The organism is Paenibacillus sp. MZ03-122A (assembly GCF_024213325.1).
Classification (GTDB): Bacteria; Bacillota; Bacilli; order Paenibacillales; family Paenibacillaceae; genus Paenibacillus; species Paenibacillus polymyxa_B.
On record NZ_JANAVI010000005.1, the window covers coordinates 379,866 to 405,703 of the forward strand.

Consider the following 25,838-nt stretch of genomic DNA (forward strand, 5'->3'; position numbering starts at 1 on the left):
CATGAACATCGAGAAAAAGAAATGGAAATTATCCTTGCCCCATAGCTATACCTTAATATTTTTGATTATTATTACAGTCGCCGCATTGACATGGATTGTACCCAGCGGACAATTTGACCGGCATGAAGTTACAGTGAACGGTGTGACCAAAACCGCGATCGTTTCGGGAACCTATCACACTGTACCCAAAAGGGGTGAGAACGGTGATTTAAGACAAGGACTCCCCCAAATCCTAAGCGCTCCTATTGAGGGGATTATCAATGCCGCCGATGTGGTCTCTTTTGTCCTTATTGTGGGCGGCTCCTTCGGGATTATACTGCAGACGGGAGCCATTGACCGTGCCCTGACAGCTCTTGCCAGACGGCTGAAGAATAAGGGGATTCTGCTTATTCCAATAGCCATGGTTATATTCAGTCTCGGAGGCTCTACCTTTGGGATGAGCGAAGAAATTATTCCGCTTTATGCGATTTTTATTCCATTAATGTTTGCCCTAGGCTTCGATTCTATGACTGCTATTCTCATTCTATTTCTGGGAACGCAAATTGGCTATGTTGGTTCGACTGTTAATCCATTTTCAGTATTGATTGCCCAGGGGATCGCAGGAGTGGAGGGGAATCCTCAGCTCTGGCTGAGATTTATAGAATGGCTTGTATTTACTATGATTTCTATTGCCTTTACGATGTGGTATGCGCACCGGGTTAAGAGAAATCCGGAGAAATCCATTGTTTTTCAGAGTGATATTATAAATCGCGAGCAGTTTATAAAAGAAAATACAGGTGAGGACGTCGTCTTCACGTTTCGGGACAAATTAATTATAGGTGGATTTATTGTAACGCTTGGAGCAATTGTCTGGGGAATTTTGGCCAAAGGCTGGTATATGACTGAAATCGGCGCCCTTTTCTTCGCACTCGGTCTTTTTGTCGGGGTAGTTACTAAAATGAGCCAGAAGGAAATAGCTGAGAATTTTGTAAAAGGGTGTGGAGAATTCATCTACGCTGCAGTGATCATAGGTCTCGCCCGCGGAATTCTGATTATCGCCGAGCAGGGTATGATCATCGATACCGTATTGAATGCACTCGCAAGCATTCTGGAAGGATTGCCAAGTTACTTGTTCACTACCATTATGTTGGTTGCACACAATATTATTACTTTCCTGGTCCCATCTTCTTCGGGGGAAGCAGCACTAACAATGCCTGTACTTGCACCGCTTGGCGATCTTGTAGGTATCAATCGTGAAGCAGTAGTCACAGCGTACCAATTCGGTAACGGGTTAACCAATCTCATTTCACCGACAGGCGGAGTACTGTTGGCTGGATTGGCCATTGCCCGGATCAGCTTTGGACAGTGGCTGAAGGTAATCTTCAAGCTATTCCCCATCCTGTGGTTAGTTGCTGCTATTTCGGCTGCGATTTCGGCTGCGGTGGGTATCTAATAAATCAAGTGAGAGCCCCTGTCTTTTAGAGACAAGGGTTCTTTTTGTGCATAAGTTTACGAGAAAAATGAATAATATGGATAGCATTTTCCTAAGGAGGAAATAAAATTGATGCACGCTGATAATAGATTACTCATTGCTGCTCTAGGCGGTGTTAATGAAATCGGGAAAAACATGTATTTCATCCAATACGATCAGGATATTGTCGTTATCGATTGTGGCTCCAAGTTTCCTGATGAGAACTTGCCTGGTATTGACCTTATTGTGCCCGATGTCACCTATCTGCTGGAAAATCAAGATAAAGTCAGAGCGCTCATTGTGACTCATGGGCATGAGGATCACATCGGAGGTATTCCCTATTTGCTGAAGCAGATTAATATGCCCGTTTTTGGCACAAAGCTCACCATCGAATTAATTAAGATTAAGTTAAGGGAGCACAATCTTTTACGTGATGCTGAGCTTCATCTTATAGATGCAGATTCAACCGTTCAAGCGGGAACGATTCAGGCCTCCTTTTTCACCACGGTCCACAGTATTCCGGATTGCCTGGGTGTCTTTTTTCAGACACCGGAAGGCAATGTGGTCCATACCGGGGATTTCAAATTCGATATGTCTCCCGTAAGCGGACCTTTTCCCGATCTTCATCGAATGGCTGAAATAGGAAAGAAGGGGGTAAAAGTGCTGCTCTCCGAAAGTACAAATGCGGAAAGGCCAGGATTTACCCCTTCAGAACGTTTGGTTGGCGGGCATATTCTAGATGCATTTGCCAGAGCCAAGCAGCAGGTATTTATCTCCACGTTCGCTTCTAATGTGAACCGTGTTCAACAAGTCATTGACGCGGCTGTGGAAACAGGTCGCAAACTGGTTTTACTCGGACGCAGTATGGTAAATGTGGTTTCGGTGGCCAAGGAGCTGGGCTTCTTGCATATGCCTGAGGATTTGTTGATTGAGCCGGGGGAAACAGAGCGGTTCCCAGCAGAAGAAATTGCAGTTTTATGTACCGGTAGCCAGGGAGAGCCGATGGCCGCATTGTCACGTTTAGCCAATTCCCTGCATCCCAAAATCGAAATTTTGCCTGGTGATACGGTCATCATTGCTGCGGGAGCCATACCGGGGAATGAGCGAAACCTTTCCCAGGTTATTGATAACTTGTATGTGCTCGGTGCCCAGGTTATTTATGGATCAGGCAGTTCCACGGGGATGCACGTATCCGGTCATGGCAGTCAGGAAGAATTAAAATTAATGATGACCCTGATGAAACCGGAGTATTTGATTCCCATACACGGTGAATTCAGGATGTTGTATCAGCATCGTCAGCTAGCGGAGTCTGTGGGGATTCCGATGGAGAATGTATTTATCGTCCATAACGGTGACACTATTCAAATCGAAGAGGGAAGAGCATCCCTGGGGCCCAAAGTATCAGCCGGCAATAGCTTGGTAGACGGGTTGGTAACAGGGGACGTAGGTAATATTGTACTACGAGACCGTAAAAAGCTTTCTTCAGACGGAATGCTGATTATTGTGATGACGTTGAGCAAAAACGAGAAGCAAATGCTCGCAACGCCAGAGGTCATTTCAAGAGGCTTTGTATATGTTAAGGATTCGGAAGAGCTCATGAGTCAGATCCACGACACGATTATGTCCACAGTGAACGAGTTAACAGAAATCGAAATGAGTCAGTGGGGACTGATTAAGCAGATGTTAAAAGATGATGTTGGCCGGTTTATTTACAGTCAGACGAAGAGAAGACCCATGATTTTACCTATCATTATTGAGGTATAGAATAGCGGCAAATGTCAAAACAAGATAGAGCTTGTTCAATACGCGATTATTCAAAAAAAGACTTAAATCAGCAATACAACTGATTTAAGTCTTTTTCATTTCCTGTTTTTCCTACAAATGCGGTTGTAATGGCGGTTTCTAGCGAAGCGGAGGATTTGAATCTGGAGAAGCGACAGCGATCGTAAGATCAAATCCTACGCGTAGTGCCTCCAACTCCTACAGCATCATGTTTAAAGCCGCTTGGGTTCCTGCTGTATGCCCTGTCGTAAACGCCGCTGTAATATTATAACCACCTGTGTAACCGTGAATATCGAGAATCTCACCGCAGAAGAACAATCCAGGCATCAGCTTGGACTCCATTGTTTTCGGATTAATTTCCTTCAAATTCACACCGCCCCCGGTAACAAATGCTTCCTTCAGAGAGAGCGTACCGTTCACACGGATTGGAAACGCCTTAATGCGATGAGCAAGTTCTTGCCATTGCTGCTTGGGAATATGATCATAGGTCAAGTCCTCACGCAGTTCGGCTTGCTGGAGCAACAATGGAATCAAGCGTTCCGGTAAATAAGGCTTAAGCACATTTTTGATCGCTTTTTTAGCATCGACCGATGCCAATTCCAGCGTCTCACGGTAGACTTCATCGGCAAGTTTGTGAGGCTGTAAATCCAGAGTCAACAACACCGTGTTTACCTTATCCTTTTTCATTCCCTTGACGACAAACTGACTGCAGCGCAAAGCAGTTGGGCCAGATAAACCGAAATGTGTAAAAATCATATCTCCTTCATGGACGACAACTTTTTTTTGCTTAGCATTCCATACGGTCAGGCTGATATCGCGTAAGGATAGTCCCTGAAGCTCTTTCGTCTGGATGAACGCCTCGCCTGAGGTCAACGGCACCTCTGTTGGGTACAGTTCCGTAATCGTATGCCCTGCTTGTTCTGCCCATGCATAGCCGTCACCTTCCGAGCCTGTATGCGGGACGGATTTGCCGCCAACGGCTACAATGACATTACGGCTATGTAATATTTCACCGGAACGCAGCCGCACCCCAGCCGTATGACCTTCATTGTAAATAACCTCTTGAACAGGACAGCTTGTCCGAATCTCGACTCCTTGAGAGCGTACCTTGTTGATCAAAGCATCGACAACTGTTTTGGCTTTGTCCGTCACTGGAAACATACGCCCATTGTCTTCTTCCTTTAAGGCTATACCCAGCTGTTCAAAAAAGGCGATGATATCCCGATTGCCGAAAGCCGCCAGTGCACTGTGCAGAAAACGGCCATTGCCGGGAATGTGTCGAATGAGTTCGTCCAGCTCTTTGGCATTCGTGACATTGCAACGGCCTCCACCAGAGATCCCCAGCTTTCGCCCGAGCTTATTTCCTTTTTCAAGCAAAAGCACCTTGGCGCCCTCACCGCTGGCAGCGGCAGCAGCCATTAATCCGGCTGAGCCGCCTCCGATTACAATAACGTCGTAAGTCATAAACCTCTTCCTTTTCGTCGACAAATTTTCAAAAAATTCAGAATGATGTAACCGATTTTCCATCATATCGTAATACCGTCGCTTTAGATAGCCTTAGAGCACAGAAAACACGTATATATTTCAATTTTAAAGAATTTAAAACACGTAAAAACGTTCCTCTTATATACATCTGGTATTTAGCAGATTTTGTCGTTCTACACCGGGATTTTAACACATATATTGTAATATATTGTAGCCTGTGCTTTAATTCAACTAACGGCGTCAAGGAAAGATGATGAGGGGGAGAAGTCCTTGTTAATTGCGTTGAAGGAAAGTGTGCTCCAAGTTCTCCTTGCCGTTATATCGGCGGGTTTTTTCTCTATATTAACGGATTATGGGGATAAGAAAAAGGTTTGGGGCGGCAATCTGCTTCCTGGACCTAATCAAGGAATACTGTATCTGTGTTGCTTGCCAGCCATATTGCTATGTACACTCTTTCAATATCAGTCTCCGTATGGTCTACCCTCCAATCTCGGTATTATTCCCCTTGCTGTTGGCATCATGTACGGTAGACGTCGCACTGCCTTCGTGCTCGCTGCTTCCGCACTGATGGGTGTTCTGATTATAGCCCAGTCGACAGAAATGTCCCCGATGTTTGTGGGCACGGGGTTTATCCTTTTTCCTTTTATGCTGCTGCATGTCAAGTTTTTTCAAAGAGGAACCTTGTTGGACAAAAAACTCCTAATCTCCGCATATGTTGTGGCTGATATGCTGTTTAAGGCGATATTTCCGCTACTGTGGGGCAAACAGGATATTGCGGTATACGTTCCTGACTTACTTACAACGTTCTGGAATATTGGTGCAGGGGTGCTGGCAAGTTTTACGGTTGTGAGTCTGATGCATAATGCCTTTGAGAAGCTGGCGCTGCGGCGTGATGTGACTGAATTTACGAGCAAATACTTAATTGAAGTGGATAAGCTGCGTCAAGTTATGGATTTGATGCCGTTATCTCTTGTTACTCTGGACAGCGAAGAACGAGTTATACATATGAACAAAACGATGCTGGAACTCTACCAGGACTTCGATCCCTACATTACACTGCCTGAGGTAGTAGGCCGTCCATTGACCTCGTTATATGGTTTTAGCGCTTTGCCTGTGGTTAACGAACGAGTTGCAAAAGCGTTGGAAGGAGAGGCGGGTGCTGATTTTATAAATGTTACTCCCAAAGTATTCTTCTCAAGTTTCCTTCCTATTCGGGATAAACATGTAAACCAAACGACAGGCGTCATTATCGCCTTGCAAGATATTACAGAGCTGGAGACGCTGCGCAGTGAGCTAGGCAACTTTGAAAGGCTCAGTCTGGTCGGACAGATGGCAGCGGGCATTACTCATGAAATACGTAATCCGATGGCGGTTGTGCGTGGTTTTTTACAGCTTATGCGTGAGAAAAGTCCAGAATCTCTCAACCATTACTACCGCATTGTGATGGAGGAACTCGATCGGGCGAACGGAATTATTAACGATTTCCTTTCACTGGCCCAGAATCGGATTGTCGAGAAGGAGCAATGTCATCTGCATGATATTATTCGCGAACTGACGCCTTTATTGTGGGCAGATGCGAATCTGAGAGGACAGACGATTGAGCTAAAGCTGGAGGAGCATGTGACGATGCTGCATTTGAACCCTAAGGAAATGAAGCAGTTGCTGCTTAATTTATCACGTAATGCGATGGAAGCTATGGGAGAAAAAGGGGTGCTGACTATTTCTACTCATGAGGAAGAGGATTTTGTGGAACTGGAAGTAAAGGATACAGGTCCGGGAATTCCGCAAAAACAGCTTGAAAAGCTGTTCCAACCTTTTTACACAACCAAAACGAAAGGTACAGGTTTGGGGTTGGCCTTATGTCAAAGTATAGTGGAGCGTCATCACGGTACGATTGCCGTAGACTCGGTGGAGGGAATGGGCACGCAGTTTAAAGTCCGATTGCGCAGAACCGTCCCGACTTACCGGGATCACGCTGAACCTTCTGTCATAAATTCGATACAGAAATAATCGTGCAAATATATAGCCGGATTTTTGCAAATTACGTGAAAAAGATTGTATAATGAAGTTTAGATGTCCATGCCTTTACTACGGCAAAGGATGAAATTAAAAACGTAGTATACATGATTTTTGGAAAAGGAGTGAAAGAATATGTCTATGTCTTTCGATCAATATATGAGAGATTCAGTTCAGCCAATGCGCGATGAACTGACGAATCTTGGGATTCAGGAACTGCGTACTTCTGAAGATGTGGAGGCCAAGCTTCCTAATGCTAAAGGGACAGTGTTGGTTGTTGTGAACTCGGTATGTGGTTGTGCCGCAGGCCAATGCCGCCCGGGTGTGGCTGAAGCGCTGAAGCATGATCTTACGCCAGATCATCTGTATTCGGTTTTTGCCGGACAGGACAAGGAAGCAACGGCAAAGGCTCGCGAATTTTTCGCACCTTACCCACCGTCATCCCCTTCTATCGCGCTGTTGAAAGACGGCGAACTGGTTCACTTCATCGAGCGTCATCAGGTGGAGGATCGTTCGGCAGATCAGATCGCTGCTGATTTGACCAGTGCATTTGATCGTTTTTGCCGGTAAGACTGCTCAAGCTATGCCCCGCATTTTTCGCCTGCGAAACTTGCCGGGGCTTTTGCATGTTGGCTTGTGAAGGAAATTCCTAAAAAAGAGGTGCTTATCTGATGAGTTTGCAGGAACAGATTATTGCTGAATTGGGAGTACAGCCTACGATTAATGTAGAGGCGGAGGTCCGTAAGCGTGTGGATTTCCTCAAGTCGTATGTAACGAAAACGGGAAGCAAAGGGCTGTTAATCGCCATCAGTGGCGGGATTGATAGTGCCGTAGCAGCCGCTTTGTGCAAGCGGGCTACAGATGAATTGACGCAGGAACAAGGAGACGAATACAAAACGCTGGGTGTATTCCAGCCATACGGCCAACAGGAGGATATCGAGCATAGCTACGCGGTAGCCAAAGCGTTCGACCTGAAATATGCTGGGGAAACGAACATTAAGGAAGCCGTGGACAAGGTTGCCGTGGAAGTAGAGCATACGTTAAAGGATATCGGTCTGGAGCGTTCCATTACTCCGCAAGTGAGAGGGAATGTAAAGGCAAGAACACGTATGGTGGTTCAGTACGCACTCGCGAATGAGCTGAATCTGCTCGTCGTTGGCACAGATCACGCTTCAGAAGCTATCACAGGCTTTTATACCAAATGGGGCGACGGTGCGGTTGATATTACGCCACTTAGCACGCTTAACAAACGTCAGGTGCGCTTGCTCGCTAGCTATCTTGGAGTTCCGCAGGCCATTTTGGACAAAGCGCCTACAGCAGGATTGTGGGAAGGCCAGACGGATGAAAAAGAACTGGGGATCTCCTACGAAGCAAACAGCGACTACCTGGAAGGCAAGGAAATTGACCCGGCGGCACGCGAAAAGCTGGAAAGCTTCTTTACACGTACAGCGCATAAGCGGACAAGCATCCCAGGAGTGTAAGCATTAATCATTATGGAATTGTAAAATCCTGAAGTAAATAAATGCGGCGATCCGCCCGGCGGATCGCCGTTTGTATTGAAGGGGCAATAATTTAATTGGTGATCCACTCAATGAAGCGGCGGGTTTCAGTAATCGCTTGATCCAGTGGAAGGCTACCTCCCCGGAATGGATGAACGGTATTAAAGGTATGATTGCCGCCTTGAATTTGTACCCATTCGATGTCGGGACGAACGGATGTGAGCAGGGCAGAGCCCTCCCGTAGACGTTTGGAATCTTCGGTTCCCTGGATCAGTACAGCTGGGAGCTGGCTGTTGGCAAGTCTGTCTACAATGGCAAAACGCTGGTGATTTTGTTCCAGGTCTTCTAGAATGACAGCATCCAGCGGAAGCTGTTGTCCGGTTCTAGCGTTCTCCACATAGCTGCGCCCCTTGGCGCGCATTTCTTCTTTTTGCGGTAAAGTAAACAAATCAAGATCTGTCACGCCATTCCATGAAATGACGCCAGCAATCTCGCCGGGATGATCTAGAGCATATACAAAGCAGCTTCCCGCGCCTCGGCTATGTCCTAACAGAAACAACGGCAATTCTCTGAACTCATGACGTGCTCTCAGATTGGACAGCAATAGTTCCAAATCCTCTTGTTCGCGGCTATAGGTGTTGCGTGCGAACTTTTCCAGCTCGGTAAAATTCTCTAAATCCTCACCTATGCCATTATGTGAAAAGTTGAAGGTCACAACATGGTTATCCTTACTCAATGCTTCTGCTATATAGGGGAACATGCCCCAATCCTTAAATCCTTTGTAGCCGTGAGCGATGATGAGCAGGCTTTTGGCTGTATTTTTAGCGGGAAACCAGGAAGCCCGGATCACCGCATCTGTTCCTGCTTCGGTACCTGCTTCAACAATAATGGTTTCTGACATCCTATCCTTCCTTTCTACGGGATTTTTTTTAAATGGGCATATGAGCTGAATTTCAAAACATTCACCTATAGCCTTTCTTATTTTAACATATTTTGGTGCCGCTTTTACGCCTTTGTGACTCGCCAGGGTGTGTACGCACTGTTACAATAGATCCAGTAAAGTAAAAAGGACGGGGAATACCCAAATGATCTACGGAATTGGACATGATGTGCTGGAAATAAGCCGTATGGCTCATATTTTAGCAGGTAAATATGCAGATGCGTTTTTGAATCGGGTGCTGACCCCGGCAGAACGTGAGCTTGCTGTGGAACGCAAGGGTAGACTAACGGAGTTCGTAGCTGGGCGCTTTGCCGCCAAGGAAGCGATAACGAAAGCCTTCGGTTGCGGAATTGGGCAAATCATCGGGTTCGGCGATATGGATATTTTACCGGAACCTGGGGGGAAGCCAGCCGTTTATTTGTCTTCATCCGCATGGGATAGACTGAGATTGCCGTCTACAGGTGACTCGAATTACAGCATTCACTTGAGTATTACACATCAGCCTAACATTGCCTCTGCTTTTGTGATTGTCGAATATAAGGAGATGTGATGTGATGACTACAAATACATTGGAACAAAAGCGTTATTTCAGCTTTGAACTGTTGAATTGGTATACACGTAACAAACGTGATTTGCCGTGGCGCCGCCATCGGAATCCTTTTTATATCTGGATCTCGGAAATTATGCTTCAGCAGACGCGTGTCGATACGGTCATTCCGTATTTTAATCGCTTTATTGCACGTTTTCCTACAATTGAAGCGTTGGCGGAAGCACCCGAGGAGGATGTGCTTAAGCTGTGGGAAGGGCTGGGTTATTATTCGCGGGCCCGGAATTTGCAAACTGCGGCAAAACAAGTAGTTGAGCTTCACGGCGGGCAGGTGCCGGATGATACACAGGCTGTCGCTGCACTGAAAGGAGTAGGCCCGTATACGACGGGGGCGATTATGAGTATCGCCTTCAATCGACCAGAGCCTGCTGTGGACGGAAATGTAATGCGTGTGCTGTCGCGTTATTTTCTTATTGAAGAGGATATTATGAAGGGCAGCACGCGGGCGCATATGGAAAGTCTGGTACGGGAGCTGATTCCCGAAGGAAGGGCCTCTGATTTTAATCAGGCTCTGATGGAGCTGGGGGCGCTGGTCTGCACGCCGAAGTCGCCTCATTGTCTGACCTGCCCGGTCATGGAGCATTGCTCGGGCAGGTTGGCAGGTCGCGAGGAGACGCTGCCAGTCAAGACCAAGGCGAAGCCGCCTCGGCTGGAGCCACGTTCCGTAGCCCTCATCGAGGGCAGCGGAGCGAACGCAGGCCGCCTGCTCGTACGGCAGCGCCCGGCCAAGGGCCTGTTGGCCCGCATGTGGGAGCTGCCGCATGAGCTTGCCGGGCCGGAGGGCTACAACGGCCCGGTGCCGGATGAGCCCGCCATGGACCATTTGGCGGCTCATTTGCTGGCTGAGGGCGTGCTTGCGCGCCCGATGCGGTTTGTACGTGAGGCGGAGCACACGTTCAGCCACATTCACTGGAACCTGCGTGTGTTCCAGTGTGAAGAGGTCGCCGTCCCTGCCGGGGAGGCGGGAGGACATCCGCTGGCTGCCGAACAGCGGGCCAGCTACAGCACCGAAGCGAAGCCAGGTGCATTGATTGCGCTGGCTGAGCAGGCGGGGCACGCGCATAATGCGCTGCCAGCGGGGTACCGCTGGATCAGCGAAGCGGATATGGCCACCTTGGCGTTTCCCAAGGTGTTCCTCGATCTGATCACCGAGTATTATGCGAAGCAAAAACAGAACTGATGTTAGTTGAATAGCTGTCAGCAAAAAATTAGACTGAGCCTAGAAAATGGAAACAGCGACAACCAAGGACGAGAAAATAAAGTCCAAGACTGTCGCTGTTTCCTTTGAACTAACGTTTCCCGTTAGCGGAATGCTCGCTAACCGTAACAACGTTAGACGTACCTTTTTCGCGTATTGTTCTCTCCACCCCTAGAGTCTGCACTCTTGTCCCCGATGGGGTTAGATTTGATTTCACATAACAAGCTACCTACCCCTACCTGAATAAATAATATTCCTTAACTGGATGACCTGACTTTTAAGCTCTTTCTCTCTCTCCAAAAAGTAGAGCGAAGCTTGCAGCAAAGGGAAGTTCGGTTCCGCTTTACGAGTTTCGTTCTGGATAAAATGGTAAACCTCTTTCAACTCCGAACGATGTTTTGCGCCGGATGGAAGAACATTAAGGGCCGAATCCATCTCCCGGAACAGCTCGGTAAGGAACTGCTCTCTCTCCCCTTGGCGGTCCTCGAGCCCCCAGCTTAAATACCTCTCGAACGAAGCCTGTTTCAGCAGAGGCTTCAGGTTAGAGGCCATCATATGCTTAACGAGCACATTGAGCTTATCCAAAATGAACCTTGCCGTTTCCTCAAGCGATAGAGACTTTTCTTCATAAACGACCCAAAATAAGTACTCCTTCAGAATCGCACGATAGATGGAAACCAAATCCCACAGGAACGGATAAATTTCTTCGCCATAAACCTGTATCAAACACTCTTTATGCCATCGGATGAGCCGCCCCCTAACCTTGTGTCTAAGCGGCTGGAACTTGGGATCCTGTTGGATGGGGAGCTCCGTGAATTCGACCAGAATATGCTTGTATTCCATAAAATAGCGGAATCGCAGAATGATCTGCTGCAGAAACTGCTCTTCTGGCGAGAGTTCGGGAAAACGTTTCAGTTCATCGACTTGATCAAAATAGGCGTTATGGCATTGATCAAACACCTCGCTGAAGAGGTCTTCCTTGGAAGGGAAATATTTATAGACTGATCCTTTGGCAATACCGCAATCCTCGGCAATATCCTGTATCGTCGTCGAAAGAAACCCATGTTCCTTAAAAAGCTTCATCGCCGATTTTAAAACCTCTTCCCTTGTCACACTCATAAGAAAAATCTCCCCCTTGACTATTCATGAATGATAGTACAAAATACGAAACATGAAGTCAAGTGACTATATGTTCACATAACTAAACATACGGTCAAATCGAAGAGATGAGGAGAACATACAGAATGGAACGATTATGGGATCCACAAAAAACAGCGTTGGTTGTTATTGACTTGCAAAAGTGGATAGGAAATCAATACGCCCCTTATTCTGCTGAGCAGGTAGTGTCTAACGCCGCAGCCTTGGCAGATACTTTCCGTGAGCAAGGCTCAATGGTTGCACTGGTCCGGGTATCTAGTAAAGATTTGAAGGATATCCCGCGTCCTAAGTTGGATTCGCCTGCACCACCCCTGAATCTGCCTGAAGGATGGGATCAAATCGTCCCGGAAATGCGGGTCACCGAGACAGACCATATCATCACGAAGAAGCAATGGGGGGCTTTTTACGGAACGGAGCTCGACCTTCAGTTGCGCCGCCGGGGAATTGATACCATCGTCTTATGCGGCATCGCTACTGAGTTGGGCGTTGATACGACTGCGCGGGAAGCGTTTATGCATGGGTATCAGCTGATTTTGGCGATTGACGCGATGACTGGATTTTCCGAAACCGGGCATGATTACGTAAAAAATTTCATTTTTCCACGCATCGGGCGTACCCGGACAACACAGGAAATCCTCTCTGCCCTTTCAGGCAACTGTTTATAGTTGAAAAAATGACTTTCCCATTCCCCGTGTATTATTTGACCGAATACACGAAGAACGCCACAGCTTGAAACTCGCTTTGCGTTTGCTGGGAATCTCGTCTGGCCATACTTAAAGGACGATTATGTGTTCTCAGGGTGCACATATGGGCTGACGGCATGGGATACGACCTGCTGCACCCAATATACAAAGTAACCGCTGAATGATATAGAGCGAACGGCTCGTCGCAATTGGCACGCGCTTCTTGTATAGCAACCAGCATGAGTTCCGCAGTGCCCAATGGGACGAGTACGCCTATTGGCGCAGCGCTAATGCTAATAAATTTGCATAATTGCCAGTGGAATTGGTGGTGCTCTTTTAAACGGTCTTTTCCAATCATGAGCTGCGCTTTTATTGTCTTTCGTAAGGCCATACGATTTATCGAAAGCTTTAAACTATCCTGCCCGTTAGTTAAACAAAGGCAGCCGATCACTATGATCGGCTGCCAGGCTGTCGAGAAACCCCCTGTTTTTTTGCAGAGGGTTTAAAACTGTCTTAGTGGTCTAAAAACTAGGGTCCTCAGATCGTTTTAAATCGATTTTTGTTTTAAAAGATGCGTCTCCCCATATAAAAATAGAAGTGTCGAAAAGTCCTCTGGACTTTCTCGACACTCTGGCAGCCGATCACTATGATCGGCTGCCAGAGTGTCTTTTATGAGCTATCGTTTTCCGTTAGCATAATGACTTACTGTGATACGGTTCACCGTGCTGTCTGTAACGGCAAGTTTTAAGGCCATCCTTTTGGGATGACCCTTCCATCATGACCAATTCGTGGTAGGATTTTCTTTCCACAAGCAAAAGGTCGCCTTCCTTATTCCATTTCATTTGGAGACGTTAACGGATTTTTGAGGGCAGGGAGTAGGATAACGTCGATTAGCGAAGTGTAGAAATGCTTGTCGAATGTTTTGCGCTGTACGAGTCCGCGATAAGAAGCCATTGAAGTAATAACCTGGCAAGCCATCTCAATGTCCGCGTGGGTGGAGATTTCACCGCGGCCGACGGCCCGGTGCATGAGCTCACGATTCACTACAGCCCACGGTTCGAAAATCCCTCCGTTAACCGATTCCGGATTCTGCGAAAAAAAGGAGCCCAGGCCTGCGAGTACTCGAAGTTTGCGTTCATCTTCTTCGATCGATTGCGGCTTCAATAGCGCGAGCAGATCATTGCGCAAGGTTCCCGTATCGGGCAAGAGGTCAAGCTCAAGATGATTTCGATTCATCCAGGTCAAGGCATCTCGGACTAACTCTGCCTTGGAGGACCAGCGGCGATACATTGTCGCCTTCCCGGCCTTCGCTCTAGCTGCGACCATGTCCATTGTCATTCCATCAAAACCGGCTTCGGCGAGGATGTCGATTGTCGCTTCCAGGATTTTAGCATCCAGCGTGTGATCTCGTTTACGGCCTAATGTTTTCGCTGGTTTTTCCGCTACTTTGTCAGCTAATTTGGATCCGACTGACTCTTCATTTTTAATCTTATTCATAAAATTCAACCCCCTTTTTTCGATACTTTATAGTTCCGGAACTTGACAGTTCCGTATTTGGGTGCTTTAATTTAAGTATCCCACACAGAACAGGGAATTTAAAGGAGGAGTATACCATGGACAAAAAAGTCTGGTTCATCACGGGAGCCTCTCGCGGTTTAGGACGCATATGGGCAGAGGCCGCGCTCGCGCGTGGAGATGAGGTTGCGGCTACCGCCCGCAAATTGGAAGACGTTTCCGATTTGAAGGAACGTTTCGGAGATCTCGTTCTTCCCATGGCGCTCGACGTAACGGATGCTGAGCAGGTTCGCCAGGTCGTTCAGCAGGCTCATTCCCATTTCGGCAAGCTGGACGTTGTCCTCAATAATGCCGGTTACACCTTGGTCGGAATGGTCGAGGAGGCAAGCGAAGCCGATGTTCGCGCTCTGTTTGACGCGAACTACTTTGGTTATCTTCGAGTCATCCAAGCCGCCTTGCCATTGCTGAGGAAGCAGGGCAGCGGGCATTTGCTCAGCGTTTCAAGCTCCCTTGGGATCGAGGCAAGGCCGCTCATCGGCTTCTATTGCTCCTCCAAATGGGCGGTCGAAGGACTCCACGAAAGCCTGGTGCAAGAGGTCAAGGACTTTGGGATTAAGGTGACGCTGCTCGAACCCGGTGCCTATGCGACCGAGTTTGGCGCTTCAGGTAAGCGAGTACCGGAAATGGACGTCTATGCCGATGTACGGAAGCAGGTGTTCACGCGTCTATCAAACGAAAAACGCGGCAACCCTCAAGCGACTGCAGAAGCCGTTCTCAAGATCGTGGACGCAGCGGAACCCCCACTACGATTTGCGCTCGGCTCGGAAGTCTTGCCTATGGCACGCGGCATCTATGCTGACCGTCTAGCTACCTGGGAAGCCTCGGAGACTGTCTCGAATGCAGCGCAAGGCAACCCTATGCAATAAGCCGTTGCAATTGGACTGGAGCGGACGTCAACATCACTTAGCAGAATATATATCAGATAACCAACCGGCTTTCTATTTTAGCAAGGAACCTCTCCGACTTTTTCGAAGAGGTTCCTTGTTATAACCATAAATTTTGCCCTACTTGTGATACGGTTCACTGCGCTGTCTCTAACCGGCAAGTTTAATGGACATCTACAAGGATGGCCTTCTTAGCGTTCTTAGCGTAATAAGCTACAAACTTTACAACGATTACTCAGATAACGGACGACAGCATCACTAAGAGCAAGTCGGGAGAAGTGAATGCGTTCACGAAATGGTTTGTAAAATACGAATGATTTCTTTTTCGATAACGGAATCGTCAACAGTATCCAGATACTCAGGACTAATCACTTGATACTGTTTCATCTTATAAAATTCCATAACGGCTTGTTTCAAGGTGAGATCATACCATTGAATACTAAAGGTCGGTTCCATAATGCGCCGAAGCGTAGCATCGTCTTGAACTAAGGACAGCGCAACGTGCATTCTGTTAAAAATCTTCTTATCCATACCGGTTTGAAAAAAAGATTGTAAATTTTTAATTCTATTTTGTTGAGCAACGGAAATATTTTCAAAAAGTCGTGGATAAAACTCCTTGAGGTCTTGCAGGAACAAATCGGATAAATAAATAACACCTATTAACGATTCCAGAAACGTTTTTTGAAATCGATCAATATATGAAACGGAATCATCATATACAACGGTGTCAGCCTGCTGCAAATACTGAATTCCATACTCTACAACCTGTTCGATGATTTCATCTTTGGATGAAAAGTGCTTGTAAAGCGTCACTTTACTAATATCCATATGTTTTGCGATATCGTCAATTTTCAGTTGGCTGAATCTGGTTCTTCTAATTACAGGTTTGATTTTATTGAGATATTGATCTGCGCTCACGGGTTTTCTCACGATTAAAGCCTCCTCTAATGCTCATCAAATCATATTATATCAAAATAGAGGTATCAATAAACAATATTTAATAAATATATTAAATTAACTAATTTCGTTAATTTAGTTTACTCGGTTAATTTATCGTTGTATAATCTCTCTTGTAATGAATAGCCAATCGAGGGAAGGGATAACGGTCTCAAAAGCGATATACATTTCTCGAAATCACATTATTAAAAGGAGAAAATACAATGAAAATCACAGTTCTCGGCTCACTCGGCAATATCAACCGCAACTACCTGCCATCCCTAATCGCAGACGGCCACGATGTCACCGTCATCACAAGCTCCAAAGATCGTATCGCCGACATCAAAGCGCTCGGTGCCAAACCAGCGGTCGGCTCAAACCTCGACGTCGAATTCCTCGCGCAGGCTTTTGCAGGTAGCGACGTCGTCTACCTCATGATTTCAGGTATCAATTATGCCTCTGGCACCGACATGTGGCAGACCGCCATTGATCTTTCTGAAAATTATAAGGCCGCTGTGCTAAAATCAGGTGTAAAAAACGTCGTCAACCTCAGCTCAGTCGGCGCCGACAACCCAAACGCCGGCATTCTCTACAGCTATCATTTTGCAGAAGACGCGCTAAACTCGCTTGAAAGCGTGAACGTTGTCCACATCCGGCCTGTCGGCTTTTACAGCAATCTTTTTGCCGACATGCAAAGCCTCAAAACCCAGCAGACTATCTTCAGCCCAATTTCAGTTGACATCTCACAAGGCTGGGTCAGCCCCGTTGATATCGCGGACGTCGCTTACGCCATGATTTCTCACACCCCAGCGGGTAAAAGTGCGAAGTTCATAGTTAGTGACTGGGCCACAGGTAACGACTGGCTCAATGCCCTTGCTGAGAATGGTATCGAGGCCAAATACCAACAGATTCCCGTTGAAGCTCTTGCTGAGAATATGAAAAAAATCGGCTTCCACGAAAACACTGCCAACGCCTTTGCCCAAATGAACCGCGCCTGCGAGAACGCCGACGAGTTCTACGCCAGCCTCCGTGCCACCGACTACCACCTCGGTAAAGTCAAGGTCGAAGACTTTGCAAAAGTTTTTGCAGATGTGTATATTAAATCTGTTTAAACAGCGAGAATACTGTTTAACCTGCGGATGAGAACGCGCCTAAGTGCGTTATTTCTTTCGATAACTTGACCTGGAGAATCTTGAGATGGCAGCCTGTTCATCCTCCTCTAATCTCAGACCTCGAATAGGGTTTACTATGACTTGGTTTTGACATATAAAGAACAAAGCTCGCTGAAGTGACAGCGAGCTTTATTCTTTATTGATGAATGCGCACAAAAAAATAACCTTACCTGTGATAAGGTTCATATCGATTGACTTTAAACTAATCTGCTCGTTAGCTTAATGAAATAGCGTCAGTCTAATGTAGTGTAGTGCTTAGGAGAAAGAAAATAAGCCCATCACTTTGATTTGGAGGTTAAATCATTTCCAATTAATAAAGGGATAGGCTCTCTTTGGCATTAAATATGGCGTGGTAAAAGCCAATTTATTGAAATAATATGCAGAAGATATCCTAATGTTGATAGCTTCATCGGCCGAGCTGAGATAATTGCGGAACGAAAAACCGGATGCTCGTTGTTATTGTTAAAAACATTTGGCACGAGAACGACATAAAGCTAACAAAGAAATTGCGAACAGCTTTGAATAATTGTTTTTAAAATTTTGAATTATTTAACCACTGCCACTTGATTTCGACAGAGTCTATGACGAGATATTTTCAGTCTTCTGGTACGCTTGATAGCATGTGGAATACGTTGCTATGCAACCCGTCTCATACGGGATGCTAAGAGCAACAAGTTTAAGATTACAATGGTTTATGTCGGTTTAGGCGAGCCAGGTACTTGACATATGTAATCCGTAGCCCTAAAATGAGCTAAGTCAGTCGATTATGGACTCGATGAGTCGATAATTGGAGCGCAAATGAATTATTCTTAACTCGACTATGCACTTCGTGTCCATGCGATCAAAGGAGCTGGTTCTTTGTATGAATGCAAGCTGAATCACGCACCTTTTTTTCGTTTTATTATAGACATGGTGGGTCTATAATATCTTATTATTAATTTAAGTATAGGAGGCAGTGACAGATCGTATCACTTTACTTTTAAGAACTTAGATTAGGGAGATGACGAACGATGAAAATATTTATGACAGGCGCTACCGGATATATTGGAAGTTCTGTGGCTAAAGTATTGCTCGATGCAGGGCATTCTATCTATGGTCTGACCCGGAGCACCAGCCAAATAAACGAGCTGAAAGAGCTTGGAGTGGAGCCTGTCGTGGGCACACTTGGAGATACGGAAATACTGGCTGATTACGCAAAACGGAGCGATGGAGTGATTCATACAGCTGACGTTGCTCACCGCAAGGCTATTGAGACGTTTATTAGCGCATTGCGCGGTACAGGAAAGCCGTTGATTCACACATCCGGTTCAGGCAACGTTGGGGATGATGCCAAGGGCGAATTCCAGAGCGAGCAAATCTATAACGAAGAAACACCTGTAACAAGGGACTTGGAATCGATTCGAGTCAATGAGCTGGTGCGTAAAGCAGGGGTTGATCAAGGAGTGCGAGGCATTGTCATCGTACCTTCCATGGTATATGGAACGTCTCTCGGACTTCCAAGAGACAGCATTCAGCTTCCAATGATTGTACAGAAATCGAAAGAAATGAAGGCCGGAGTCTATATTAGCAAAGGTCTGAACAGATGGTCGAACGTCCATATCCGTGACTTGGCCCAATTGTATCTTCTTGCGCTAGACAAAGCGCCATCCTCCTCTTACTTTTTCGCAGAAAATGGTGAGGAATCGTTCCGTGATCTAAGCCGTTACGTGAGTGAGGCGCTTGGATATGAGGGACGCACGATGAGCTGGTCTCTGGAAGAAGCGGTTGCTGAATTTGGCCTTCTTGCTCAATATACACTTGCGACGAATTGCCGAATTCGCTCTATGCATGCTCGAAACTTGCTTGGATGGAAGCCTGAAGCCGAATCCGTGCAAACTTGGCTTGCCAATAGCTTTTGAAGATTGCGATGTTGATCAGGGAGGTAGAAGGAAGATGACCGGAGACTGAGGCCGAAATATATGATGTTGCGATTGTTGGCGGTGGCCCTGCTGGACTGAACGCGCCTTGGTGCTGGCTCGTTCACGCAGACGGGTACTGGTAATCGATAAGGAGATGCCAAGAAATCATGTGACAAAAGAATCTCATGGCTTCTTGACACGTGCTGGGATTACGCCATCTGAATTCCGGCGGATTGCAAGGGAACAGATATTGAAGTACCCTTCGGTCCTATTCCAATCTGGGGTGGTGTCATCTGTTACTGGAGGTGACGGTGATTTTCGCCTTCAGTTAGAGAGCTCGAAAGCGACGGTTCGCAGTCGCAAGCTCTTGTTTGCCACAGGCATGAAAGATGTATTGCCTGACATTGAGGGGATTCCCGAAGTGTATGGCACCAGCGCTTTTGTCTGTCCGTTCTGTGATGGATGGGAGTTGAGGGACCGGCAGATCAGCGTGATTGCTCCGAATGATTCAAATTTGCATTATATGAAGATGATATCAGGCTGGACAAAGCGCTTGACCGTGCTCACCAATGCTTCCTTGCTAACGGACGAGCAACGTGCGGAAATAAACATTCACGGTATTGCCTTAGTTGAAGAGAGCATCCAACGAATTGAATCCCATCAATGATATGTGAGTCGAATTACGTTTAACAATGACCGATCTATTGAATGTGAAGGGATATTCTTTGCTCCAACCCTGGTGCAAAGTACAAATATTCCAGAAATAATGGGGAAACAAATTGGAGTTAGAAGCGATATCGGCTTTGAAAAGAACCATGCGCCGCAACATCAAATAGTATAATTGGTGGACGGCCGCAAATTATACATGTTGGCGGAAGGCCGCCTCGTTAGCAGCAGGCGACGACAGCCGACGGAAATTATGGATATGACTTTTGTACTTCAGGCTATGTCGCTGAAATATCATTCTTGTTTATGTGTTTTTTTGGATGTCAGTCTAATACTTTATTTTTCAGTCTAGAACTTTATTTTCTTTTGACAATAGCGCAGTATGGACATGAGGTTGATCCATGCTGCCGCTATTTTCTGTTTTCTGGGAGGAATATGCCTAATTTAGTTGCGAACGAAGCGTGTTATTCTTGGGGATTTTTTCGGTATTCGGATGGAGTCACCTTGTTGACCGTTTTGAACATTTTGGAGAATAGGAGTACATCCTTATACCCTACAGACCGAGCAATATCGCCGATTTTAAGGGAAGTATTTCTTAATAGGGAGCACGATTTTTCAATCCTCAAATGCAATAAAAATTCCTGTGGTGACTTATTTAGTTGCTGTTTAAATAAACGATGCAAATACGAACGGTCAATTGAAATGTACTTGGCAATGTCGCTTACGGTAATGAAGTGTGAATAGTTTTGTTGAATGAAGAGAAGCGCTTCTTTAATATACCGCTGCTGTCTTACCTCAGGGTTGACTTCCTGATTAGGGTAATGTTCAACCATCAGATACAGAAATTCATACAGCTTGGATGCAAGCAGCAGGTCTTTGTTGGATTTCAGTGTAGAAGAAACGACGATACTCTCCATACAGCGGGCAAGGCTGCCCTCTGCTTCAAACCGGAAAATGGGATTGTCCCTATTGATACAGGTCCGGCTTAGATATTCTTTTGCTTGCACCCCATTAAAACCAATCCAGGCATATTCCCATGGGTCGACTTCATCCGCTTCGTAGTAAATTAAAACCTTCGGCTCAATAAAGAAAGCATCGTTTTTCTCCAAATGATAGATTTTATCGTTGACTTTAAAGATCCCTTTTCCCTTTAAAATATAATGCACCATATACCCGCTTCGAATGGCTGGACCATAAGAGTGCTTGCTGGTACAGCTTTCTTTGCCACATGTGTATAAATTGAGATCCAGGTTGTTATAGGAATGATTGGAAAAGTGTGAACTCATTTGTTTTCACCCCTTAATTCATCTCTGCATATTATCACACCGTTTCATATAGAGTCTACATTATTCCATATAATTATTGAAACTATTCAATTATGATTAGGATGTAAACAATAAGTAAACAACATAATTTATACTTTTTGGAAATCATACTATTGGCTCTATAAGGGGGTTGCTATGGCTATACACATCGATAAAGAGAAGCTTTTATTCCATTTACAAGGCAGCAATACGAGTTATGTCATGCAGGTTATACGAGATGGTTATTTAGCCCATCTGTATTGGGGGAAGAAAATTCAGAACTATCGGGGAAGCAATAAAATCATCTTTATGGATAGAGGATTTTCACCCAATCCCGATGGCTCGGATCGAGCCTTTTCACTGGATACTATCCCGCAAGAATATCCGTCATTTGGAAATAGTGATTTCAGGATTCCTGCGTATCAGCTTCAATTGGAGAATGGTTCTACAGTGACAGACTTTCGCTATAAAGAACATCGGGTTTACCAAGGAAAAACAAAATTGAAAGGGCTTCCTTCTACTTATGCAGAAGATGCTGGCGAAGTAGAAACTCTGGAAATCGTCCTTGAAGACCCATTAATTAATGTAAAGGTTGTACTATCCTATAGCCTATATCCAAAGCGGGATGTCATTACCCGTTCAGTCCGTTTCGATAATGAAGGTCGGCAGCAGCTAAAACTGCTTAAAGCGTTAAGTGCTAGTGTGGATTTTCGTGATGATGAATATGAACTAATTACCTTGTACGGTGCGCATAATAATGAAAAAAATATAGCAAGGCGAAAAATTTTACCTGGAATTCAAATGGTAGACAGCTGCCGTGGAGCCAGCAGCCCTCAACAGGCACCCTTTATGGCACTTGTAAGAGAAGGAACAGATGAAGAACAGGGTGAAGTGTACGCCTTTAATCTGGTGTACAGCGGGAACTTTACGGCCCAGACCCAGGTAGATTCCTATCGGAACACAAGAGTCACGATGGGGATTAATCCTTTTGATTTTACATGGCTGCTTGAACCTGAGGAATCGTTCCAAACACCAGAAGTGGTCATGGTATACACCGAAAACGGCTTGGGCGGCATGTCGAGAATTTATCATGAATTATACAGGAACAGATTATGTCGTGGGCCTTTTCGTGACAAAGAGCGGCCGATCCTGATTAATAACTGGGAAGCCACTTACTTTAACTTTGATGCCGACAAGATTGAGCAGTTGGCGAAGGAAGCACAAAGTGTAGGAGTGGAACTGTTTGTATTGGATGATGGGTGGTTTGGAAAACGGGATGATGACAATGCTTCATTAGGCGATTGGGTGGTGGATCGTCGCAAACTTCCAGATGGATTGCCGGATCTTGCAAACCGCATACGAAATCTGGGTCTGGAGTTTGGTTTGTGGTTTGAACCTGAAATGGTATCCATAGACAGTGATTTATACAGAAAGCATCCCGATTGGTGTATCCATGTCCCTGATCGTCCGCATACGTTGGGAAGAAATCAGCTTATGTTGGATTTATCGAGGAAGGAAGTGTGTGAGTACATCATTAAGTCGGTTTCCGATATTTTATCGGACGTTCCAATTACTTATGTAAAATGGGACATGAATCGTCACATGACGGATGTGGGTTCGTCTGCCTTGCCACCTGAGAGACAGAGGGAGACTGCGCATCGTTATATTCTGGGACTCTATAGTGTTATGGAAGAGCTTACATCAAGATTTCCCCATGTCTTATTCGAGAGCTGTTCTAGTGGAGGAGGCCGTTTTGATGCCGGCATGCTCTATTACATGCCTCAGACCTGGACGAGTGATAATACGGATGCCATTTGCCGACTGAAAATTCAATGGGGAACAAGTCTTGTCTACCCTCCGATTACCATGGGGGCACACGTTTCCACGGTACCCAACCATCAAGTGGGCAGAATAACTCCCTTGGAGACAAGAGGTTATGTCGCCATGGCCGGGAATTTAGGATATGAGCTGGATTTGACGACATTAACCGCTGAGGAAAAAGAAATAGTAAAAAAACAGATAGCTTTATATAAAGAAATGAGATCGCTCATTCAATTTGGAAATTTTTACAGAATTATTAATCCGTTTGATGAAAATGAAGCCGCATGGAGTTTTGTGTCAGAGGATCAAACGGAAATGGCGGCCAGCTATTTCAAGGTTTTATCCCAACCCGCTGCCGCGATTAAAACGTTAAAATTCAAAGGTCTGAATCCAGACTACGTATATAGAAATGTAGAAACCGGTGAGCTGTTCGGCGGTGATGAATTAATGCATGTCGGCATAACGCTTGCCAGGGTAAAGCAGGACTTTTTAGGCGTGTTCTGGAGATTTGTTAAAGAAGACATCTGATTCAGCTAGAGGAGGTTTTACTAGATGGAAGCAAAAGAAAAGCAGTATAAGCAAATATCTCAAGAAATTTTAAAATATATCGGTGGTGAAGACAACATTATCGGTGTGGCCCATTGTGCCACAAGATTAAGAATTGTACTTGAGGACAATGAAAAAGCGGAATTAAAGAAGATTGAAGATATTGATCTGGTTAAAGGCGTTTTCATAGCGGGGGATCAACTACAAATCATTTTTGGAGCAGGGCTGGTCAATAATATCTATGCCGTGTTTTCCAAACTGACCGGAACGGAAGATATGTCATTAAGTGATGTCAAAACGAAGTCCGCACAAAGGCAAAATCCTTTTCAAAAAGCCATTAAATCGCTATCAGATGTCTTCATTGAGATCATGCCAGGAATTCTTGCCGCCGCATTGTTAATGGGGATAACCGGGCTGTTAGGTCAGAAGGGATTATTTGGTCCTAAATCGATTGTGGAGATGTATCCAATTTTTCAAGGGATTAATCGCTTTGTTCAAATCGTTTCTACGGGTATTTTCACCATCCTGCCGCTGCTTGTTGTTTATTCTGCAACCAAGAGATATGGCGGTCGTCCTATTCTGGGGCTTGTGCTGGGTGCGATTATGCTTCATCCGGCCCTGGCGGATGCCTTTGAGGTAGCTAAAGGGAGTCAAAATCCGGAATCGATCAGTCTTTTCGGCCTTCCCGTACAGTTGGTTGGATTTCAGGGCGGTATTATTATTGCTCTAATGATGGGATATGTGGTAGCCAAGTTGGATCAGTTTTTTAACAAAAAGGTTCCAGACATGATTAAACTATTTTTGGCTCCTTTGCTGACGGTTTTTGTTTCTTCCCTGCTATTGTTTACGATTATCGGCCCTCTTGGGCGAGAGTTGGCCAGTCTGGTCACCGTTTCGCTGCTTTGGATGACGCAAAACCTAGGAATATTCGGTTTTATGTTTTTTGCAGGCATTCAGCAGATCATTGTTATTACAGGCTTACATCATGTTATGGGTGCGGTAGAAGCACAGCTGTTAACCGATACAGGCAGAAATTTTATCAACCCATTGGCATCAGTAGCTTTGATGGCTCAAGGGGGCGCCGTGTTGGGGTATATTCTTTTGAATCGCAAAGACACTAAGGTTAAAGAAATGGGTTACTCTGCATTCGGGTCGGTACTTTTTGGAATCTCGGAACCAGCGATCTTCGGGGTCACTTTAAAGTATAAGTTCCCCCTGGTTGCTGGATGCCTCGGAGGAATGATTGCGGGAGCATATGTATATTTAAGCAAGCTGACAGCCATAGGATTCGGAACCACGGCTCTTCCCGGCTTTGCAATTGCCGCGTCAGAGAACCATGGTCATATGAATTATCTTATCGCTCATCTTATTGCCCTGTTATGTGGAGCATTATTTACATTGGCTTACGGTGCTTTCAAGAGTAAGAGGTCAACAGTCTGAACCAAGAGAATATTGATAGGTTGAAAAAACTTAATCAGTTACAATCAAGCTTTTATGAAAACGGTTAAAGGAAGAGAATATTTATGGAATGGACAAGAGAACATAGATGAAAAAGTAAAAGGGCCATCCTCAGTCGTTATAAACGACCGAGGACGGCCTTAAGTTTACATGGGTATGCATGTACATTCGTTAAGCTAATTGATGCCACCATCGCTCTCAATCAGCCCTTTGCCGATTACATTGGCCGAAATCGGAGGCTTGCCCAGCTCCCGAGACCATATGGACAACTGCCCAATATGGTGGATTTGATGGGCAATGACATGACGCATCACCTCGCCCCACGCATCAATTACAATCCTGCCGTCCGGGAGGTGATCTTCAAACCTTTTCCGTTCCAGACCATCATGCCAAGCGAGCACGAACGGCTCGACATCGAGTCGAAACTTTGCATCCAGCTCACGGACTTTGTCGAGCGTATCATAGAGAGAGAAGTCCTCCTGAAAGTCGGGTTTGCCCTGAATCGTTTGAATCCAGCTCCACTCCACATCAACGATATGAAAGAGTGTCTTTAGAATGCCGCCGACTCCCCCGACGCGTTGTTTCAGTAATTCCTCCTGCGACACCTCTTCACACCAGCGGTACCATTGTTCCCGAATCATCCAGTTGTAACGAAAAAAAGTCTGCATCCATCAACCTCCAGAGCTGTATTTGAGAATCATCTCCACCAGTTTACCATGGAATGCCAAAAGGGCTGTCTCATTCGTAGAAAATCTACTTT

General features: G+C 45.7%; 22 protein-coding genes and 1 pseudogene. 15 read left to right on the top strand and 8 right to left on the bottom strand.

Features of this window, described 5'->3' with window-relative positions; genetic code table 11:
- The first annotated feature begins 1 nt into the window (after nucleotide 1).
- The gene (locus tag NLX74_RS13895; RefSeq protein ID WP_254329078.1) at nucleotides 2-1,432 is read left to right on the top strand and encodes a YfcC family protein; all 1,431 of its coding nucleotides are present in this window, start codon (nucleotides 2-4) and stop codon (nucleotides 1,430-1,432) included.
- Between the two features lie 111 nt (nucleotides 1,433-1,543).
- Nucleotides 1,544-3,214 (top strand): ribonuclease J, encoded by a 1,671-nt coding sequence (locus NLX74_RS13900; RefSeq protein ID WP_254329117.1) that lies wholly within the window; start codon nucleotides 1,544-1,546, stop codon nucleotides 3,212-3,214.
- A gap of 216 nt (nucleotides 3,215-3,430) precedes the next feature.
- Here the strand turns inward: NLX74_RS13900 and NLX74_RS13905 are convergent, their stop codons facing one another.
- The gene (locus NLX74_RS13905; RefSeq protein WP_254329079.1) at nucleotides 3,431-4,696 is read right to left on the bottom strand and encodes a BaiN/RdsA family NAD(P)/FAD-dependent oxidoreductase; all 1,266 of its coding nucleotides are present in this window, start codon (nucleotides 4,694-4,696) and stop codon (nucleotides 3,431-3,433) included.
- 291 nt (nucleotides 4,697-4,987) lie between these two features.
- Here NLX74_RS13905 and NLX74_RS13910 point away from each other — a divergent pair, with 291 nt between their 5' ends.
- The 3 genes from NLX74_RS13910 (at nucleotide 4,988) to nadE (ending at nucleotide 8,214) form a co-directional block, all read left to right on the top strand.
- A complete protein-coding gene (locus NLX74_RS13910) occupies nucleotides 4,988-6,727 on the top strand; it encodes a two-component system sensor histidine kinase NtrB (RefSeq protein WP_254329080.1) in 1,740 nt (579 codons plus the stop codon).
- A gap of 141 nt (nucleotides 6,728-6,868) precedes the next feature.
- The gene (locus tag NLX74_RS13915) at nucleotides 6,869-7,303 is read left to right on the top strand and encodes a BrxA/BrxB family bacilliredoxin (RefSeq protein ID WP_023986978.1); all 435 of its coding nucleotides are present in this window, start codon (nucleotides 6,869-6,871) and stop codon (nucleotides 7,301-7,303) included.
- Between the two features lie 101 nt (nucleotides 7,304-7,404).
- Nucleotides 7,405-8,214 (top strand): ammonia-dependent NAD(+) synthetase, encoded by an 810-nt coding sequence (gene nadE, locus NLX74_RS13920; protein WP_025722646.1) that lies wholly within the window; start codon nucleotides 7,405-7,407, stop codon nucleotides 8,212-8,214.
- Nucleotides 8,215-8,305: 91 nt separating this feature from the next.
- Here nadE and NLX74_RS13925 read toward each other — a convergent pair whose 3' ends face one another.
- On the bottom strand, nucleotides 8,306-9,133 hold the full coding sequence (locus tag NLX74_RS13925; RefSeq protein WP_254329081.1) for an alpha/beta hydrolase family protein: 828 nt from the start codon (nucleotides 9,131-9,133) through the stop codon (nucleotides 8,306-8,308).
- 184 nt (nucleotides 9,134-9,317) lie between these two features.
- Here NLX74_RS13925 and acpS point away from each other — a divergent pair, with 184 nt between their 5' ends.
- Both acpS and mutY read left to right on the top strand, forming a co-directional pair.
- Entirely contained in the window at nucleotides 9,318-9,722 is a 405-nt protein-coding gene (gene acpS / locus NLX74_RS13930) for a holo-ACP synthase (RefSeq protein WP_069291092.1), read from the top strand.
- Between the two features lie 4 nt (nucleotides 9,723-9,726).
- The gene (gene mutY, locus NLX74_RS13935) at nucleotides 9,727-10,959 is read left to right on the top strand and encodes an A/G-specific adenine glycosylase (protein WP_254329082.1); all 1,233 of its coding nucleotides are present in this window, start codon (nucleotides 9,727-9,729) and stop codon (nucleotides 10,957-10,959) included.
- Nucleotides 10,960-11,202: 243 nt separating this feature from the next.
- Here the strand turns inward: mutY and NLX74_RS13940 are convergent, their stop codons facing one another.
- Nucleotides 11,203-12,096: a TetR/AcrR family transcriptional regulator gene (locus tag NLX74_RS13940; protein ID WP_254329083.1), complete on the bottom strand. Its 894-nt coding sequence runs from the start codon at nucleotides 12,094-12,096 to the stop codon at nucleotides 11,203-11,205.
- Between the two features lie 125 nt (nucleotides 12,097-12,221).
- Between NLX74_RS13940 and NLX74_RS13945 the strand changes: the two genes are divergently transcribed.
- Nucleotides 12,222-12,800 carry a hydrolase gene (locus NLX74_RS13945; RefSeq protein WP_235307223.1) on the top strand — a complete coding sequence of 193 codons (579 nt, stop codon included), beginning with the start codon at nucleotides 12,222-12,224 and terminating at the stop codon, nucleotides 12,798-12,800.
- 31 nt (nucleotides 12,801-12,831) lie between these two features.
- Here NLX74_RS13945 and NLX74_RS13950 read toward each other — a convergent pair whose 3' ends face one another.
- Entirely contained in the window at nucleotides 12,832-13,176 is a 345-nt protein-coding gene (locus NLX74_RS13950) for a hypothetical protein (RefSeq protein ID WP_254329084.1), read from the bottom strand.
- Between the two features lie 470 nt (nucleotides 13,177-13,646).
- The gene (locus NLX74_RS13955) at nucleotides 13,647-14,315 is read right to left on the bottom strand and encodes a TetR/AcrR family transcriptional regulator (protein ID WP_254329118.1); all 669 of its coding nucleotides are present in this window, start codon (nucleotides 14,313-14,315) and stop codon (nucleotides 13,647-13,649) included.
- 116 nt (nucleotides 14,316-14,431) lie between these two features.
- Between NLX74_RS13955 and NLX74_RS13960 the strand changes: the two genes are divergently transcribed.
- The gene (locus NLX74_RS13960) at nucleotides 14,432-15,259 is read left to right on the top strand and encodes an SDR family NAD(P)-dependent oxidoreductase (RefSeq protein ID WP_254329085.1); all 828 of its coding nucleotides are present in this window, start codon (nucleotides 14,432-14,434) and stop codon (nucleotides 15,257-15,259) included.
- A gap of 306 nt (nucleotides 15,260-15,565) precedes the next feature.
- On the opposite strand, the gene NLX74_RS13965 is transcribed toward NLX74_RS13960, so the two are convergent.
- Entirely contained in the window at nucleotides 15,566-16,207 is a 642-nt protein-coding gene (locus tag NLX74_RS13965) for a TetR/AcrR family transcriptional regulator (RefSeq protein ID WP_254329086.1), read from the bottom strand.
- A gap of 230 nt (nucleotides 16,208-16,437) precedes the next feature.
- Here NLX74_RS13965 and NLX74_RS13970 point away from each other — a divergent pair, with 230 nt between their 5' ends.
- The 4 genes and pseudogenes from NLX74_RS13970 to NLX74_RS13985 form a co-directional block, all read left to right on the top strand.
- Entirely contained in the window at nucleotides 16,438-17,325 is an 888-nt protein-coding gene (locus NLX74_RS13970; protein WP_254329087.1) for an NmrA family NAD(P)-binding protein, read from the top strand.
- A gap of 1,070 nt (nucleotides 17,326-18,395) precedes the next feature.
- Entirely contained in the window at nucleotides 18,396-19,283 is an 888-nt protein-coding gene (locus NLX74_RS13975; protein ID WP_254329088.1) for an NAD-dependent epimerase/dehydratase family protein, read from the top strand.
- 169 nt (nucleotides 19,284-19,452) lie between these two features.
- Nucleotides 19,453-19,950 carry an NAD(P)/FAD-dependent oxidoreductase gene (locus tag NLX74_RS13980; protein WP_254329089.1) on the top strand — a complete coding sequence of 166 codons (498 nt, stop codon included), beginning with the start codon at nucleotides 19,453-19,455 and terminating at the stop codon, nucleotides 19,948-19,950.
- Between the two features lie 106 nt (nucleotides 19,951-20,056).
- Nucleotides 20,057-20,244, top strand: a pseudogene (locus NLX74_RS13985) (adenosylhomocysteinase); the annotation flags it as partial.
- Between the two features lie 169 nt (nucleotides 20,245-20,413).
- On the opposite strand, the gene NLX74_RS13990 reads toward NLX74_RS13985, so the two are convergent.
- On the bottom strand, nucleotides 20,414-21,235 hold the full coding sequence (locus NLX74_RS13990; RefSeq protein WP_250259437.1) for an AraC family transcriptional regulator: 822 nt from the start codon (nucleotides 21,233-21,235) through the stop codon (nucleotides 20,414-20,416).
- Between the two features lie 174 nt (nucleotides 21,236-21,409).
- Between NLX74_RS13990 and NLX74_RS13995 the strand changes: the two genes are divergently transcribed.
- Together NLX74_RS13995 and NLX74_RS14000 are read left to right on the top strand one after the other, a co-directional pair.
- The gene (locus NLX74_RS13995) at nucleotides 21,410-23,602 is read left to right on the top strand and encodes an alpha-galactosidase (RefSeq protein ID WP_254329090.1); all 2,193 of its coding nucleotides are present in this window, start codon (nucleotides 21,410-21,412) and stop codon (nucleotides 23,600-23,602) included.
- A gap of 24 nt (nucleotides 23,603-23,626) precedes the next feature.
- Nucleotides 23,627-25,060 (top strand): PTS transporter subunit EIIC, encoded by a 1,434-nt coding sequence (locus NLX74_RS14000; protein ID WP_069291096.1) that lies wholly within the window; start codon nucleotides 23,627-23,629, stop codon nucleotides 25,058-25,060.
- A gap of 194 nt (nucleotides 25,061-25,254) precedes the next feature.
- Here the strand turns inward: NLX74_RS14000 and NLX74_RS14005 are convergent, their stop codons facing one another.
- Nucleotides 25,255-25,746: a DinB family protein gene (locus NLX74_RS14005; RefSeq protein WP_254329091.1), complete on the bottom strand. Its 492-nt coding sequence runs from the start codon at nucleotides 25,744-25,746 to the stop codon at nucleotides 25,255-25,257.
- Between the last annotated feature and the right edge of the window lie 92 nt (nucleotides 25,747-25,838).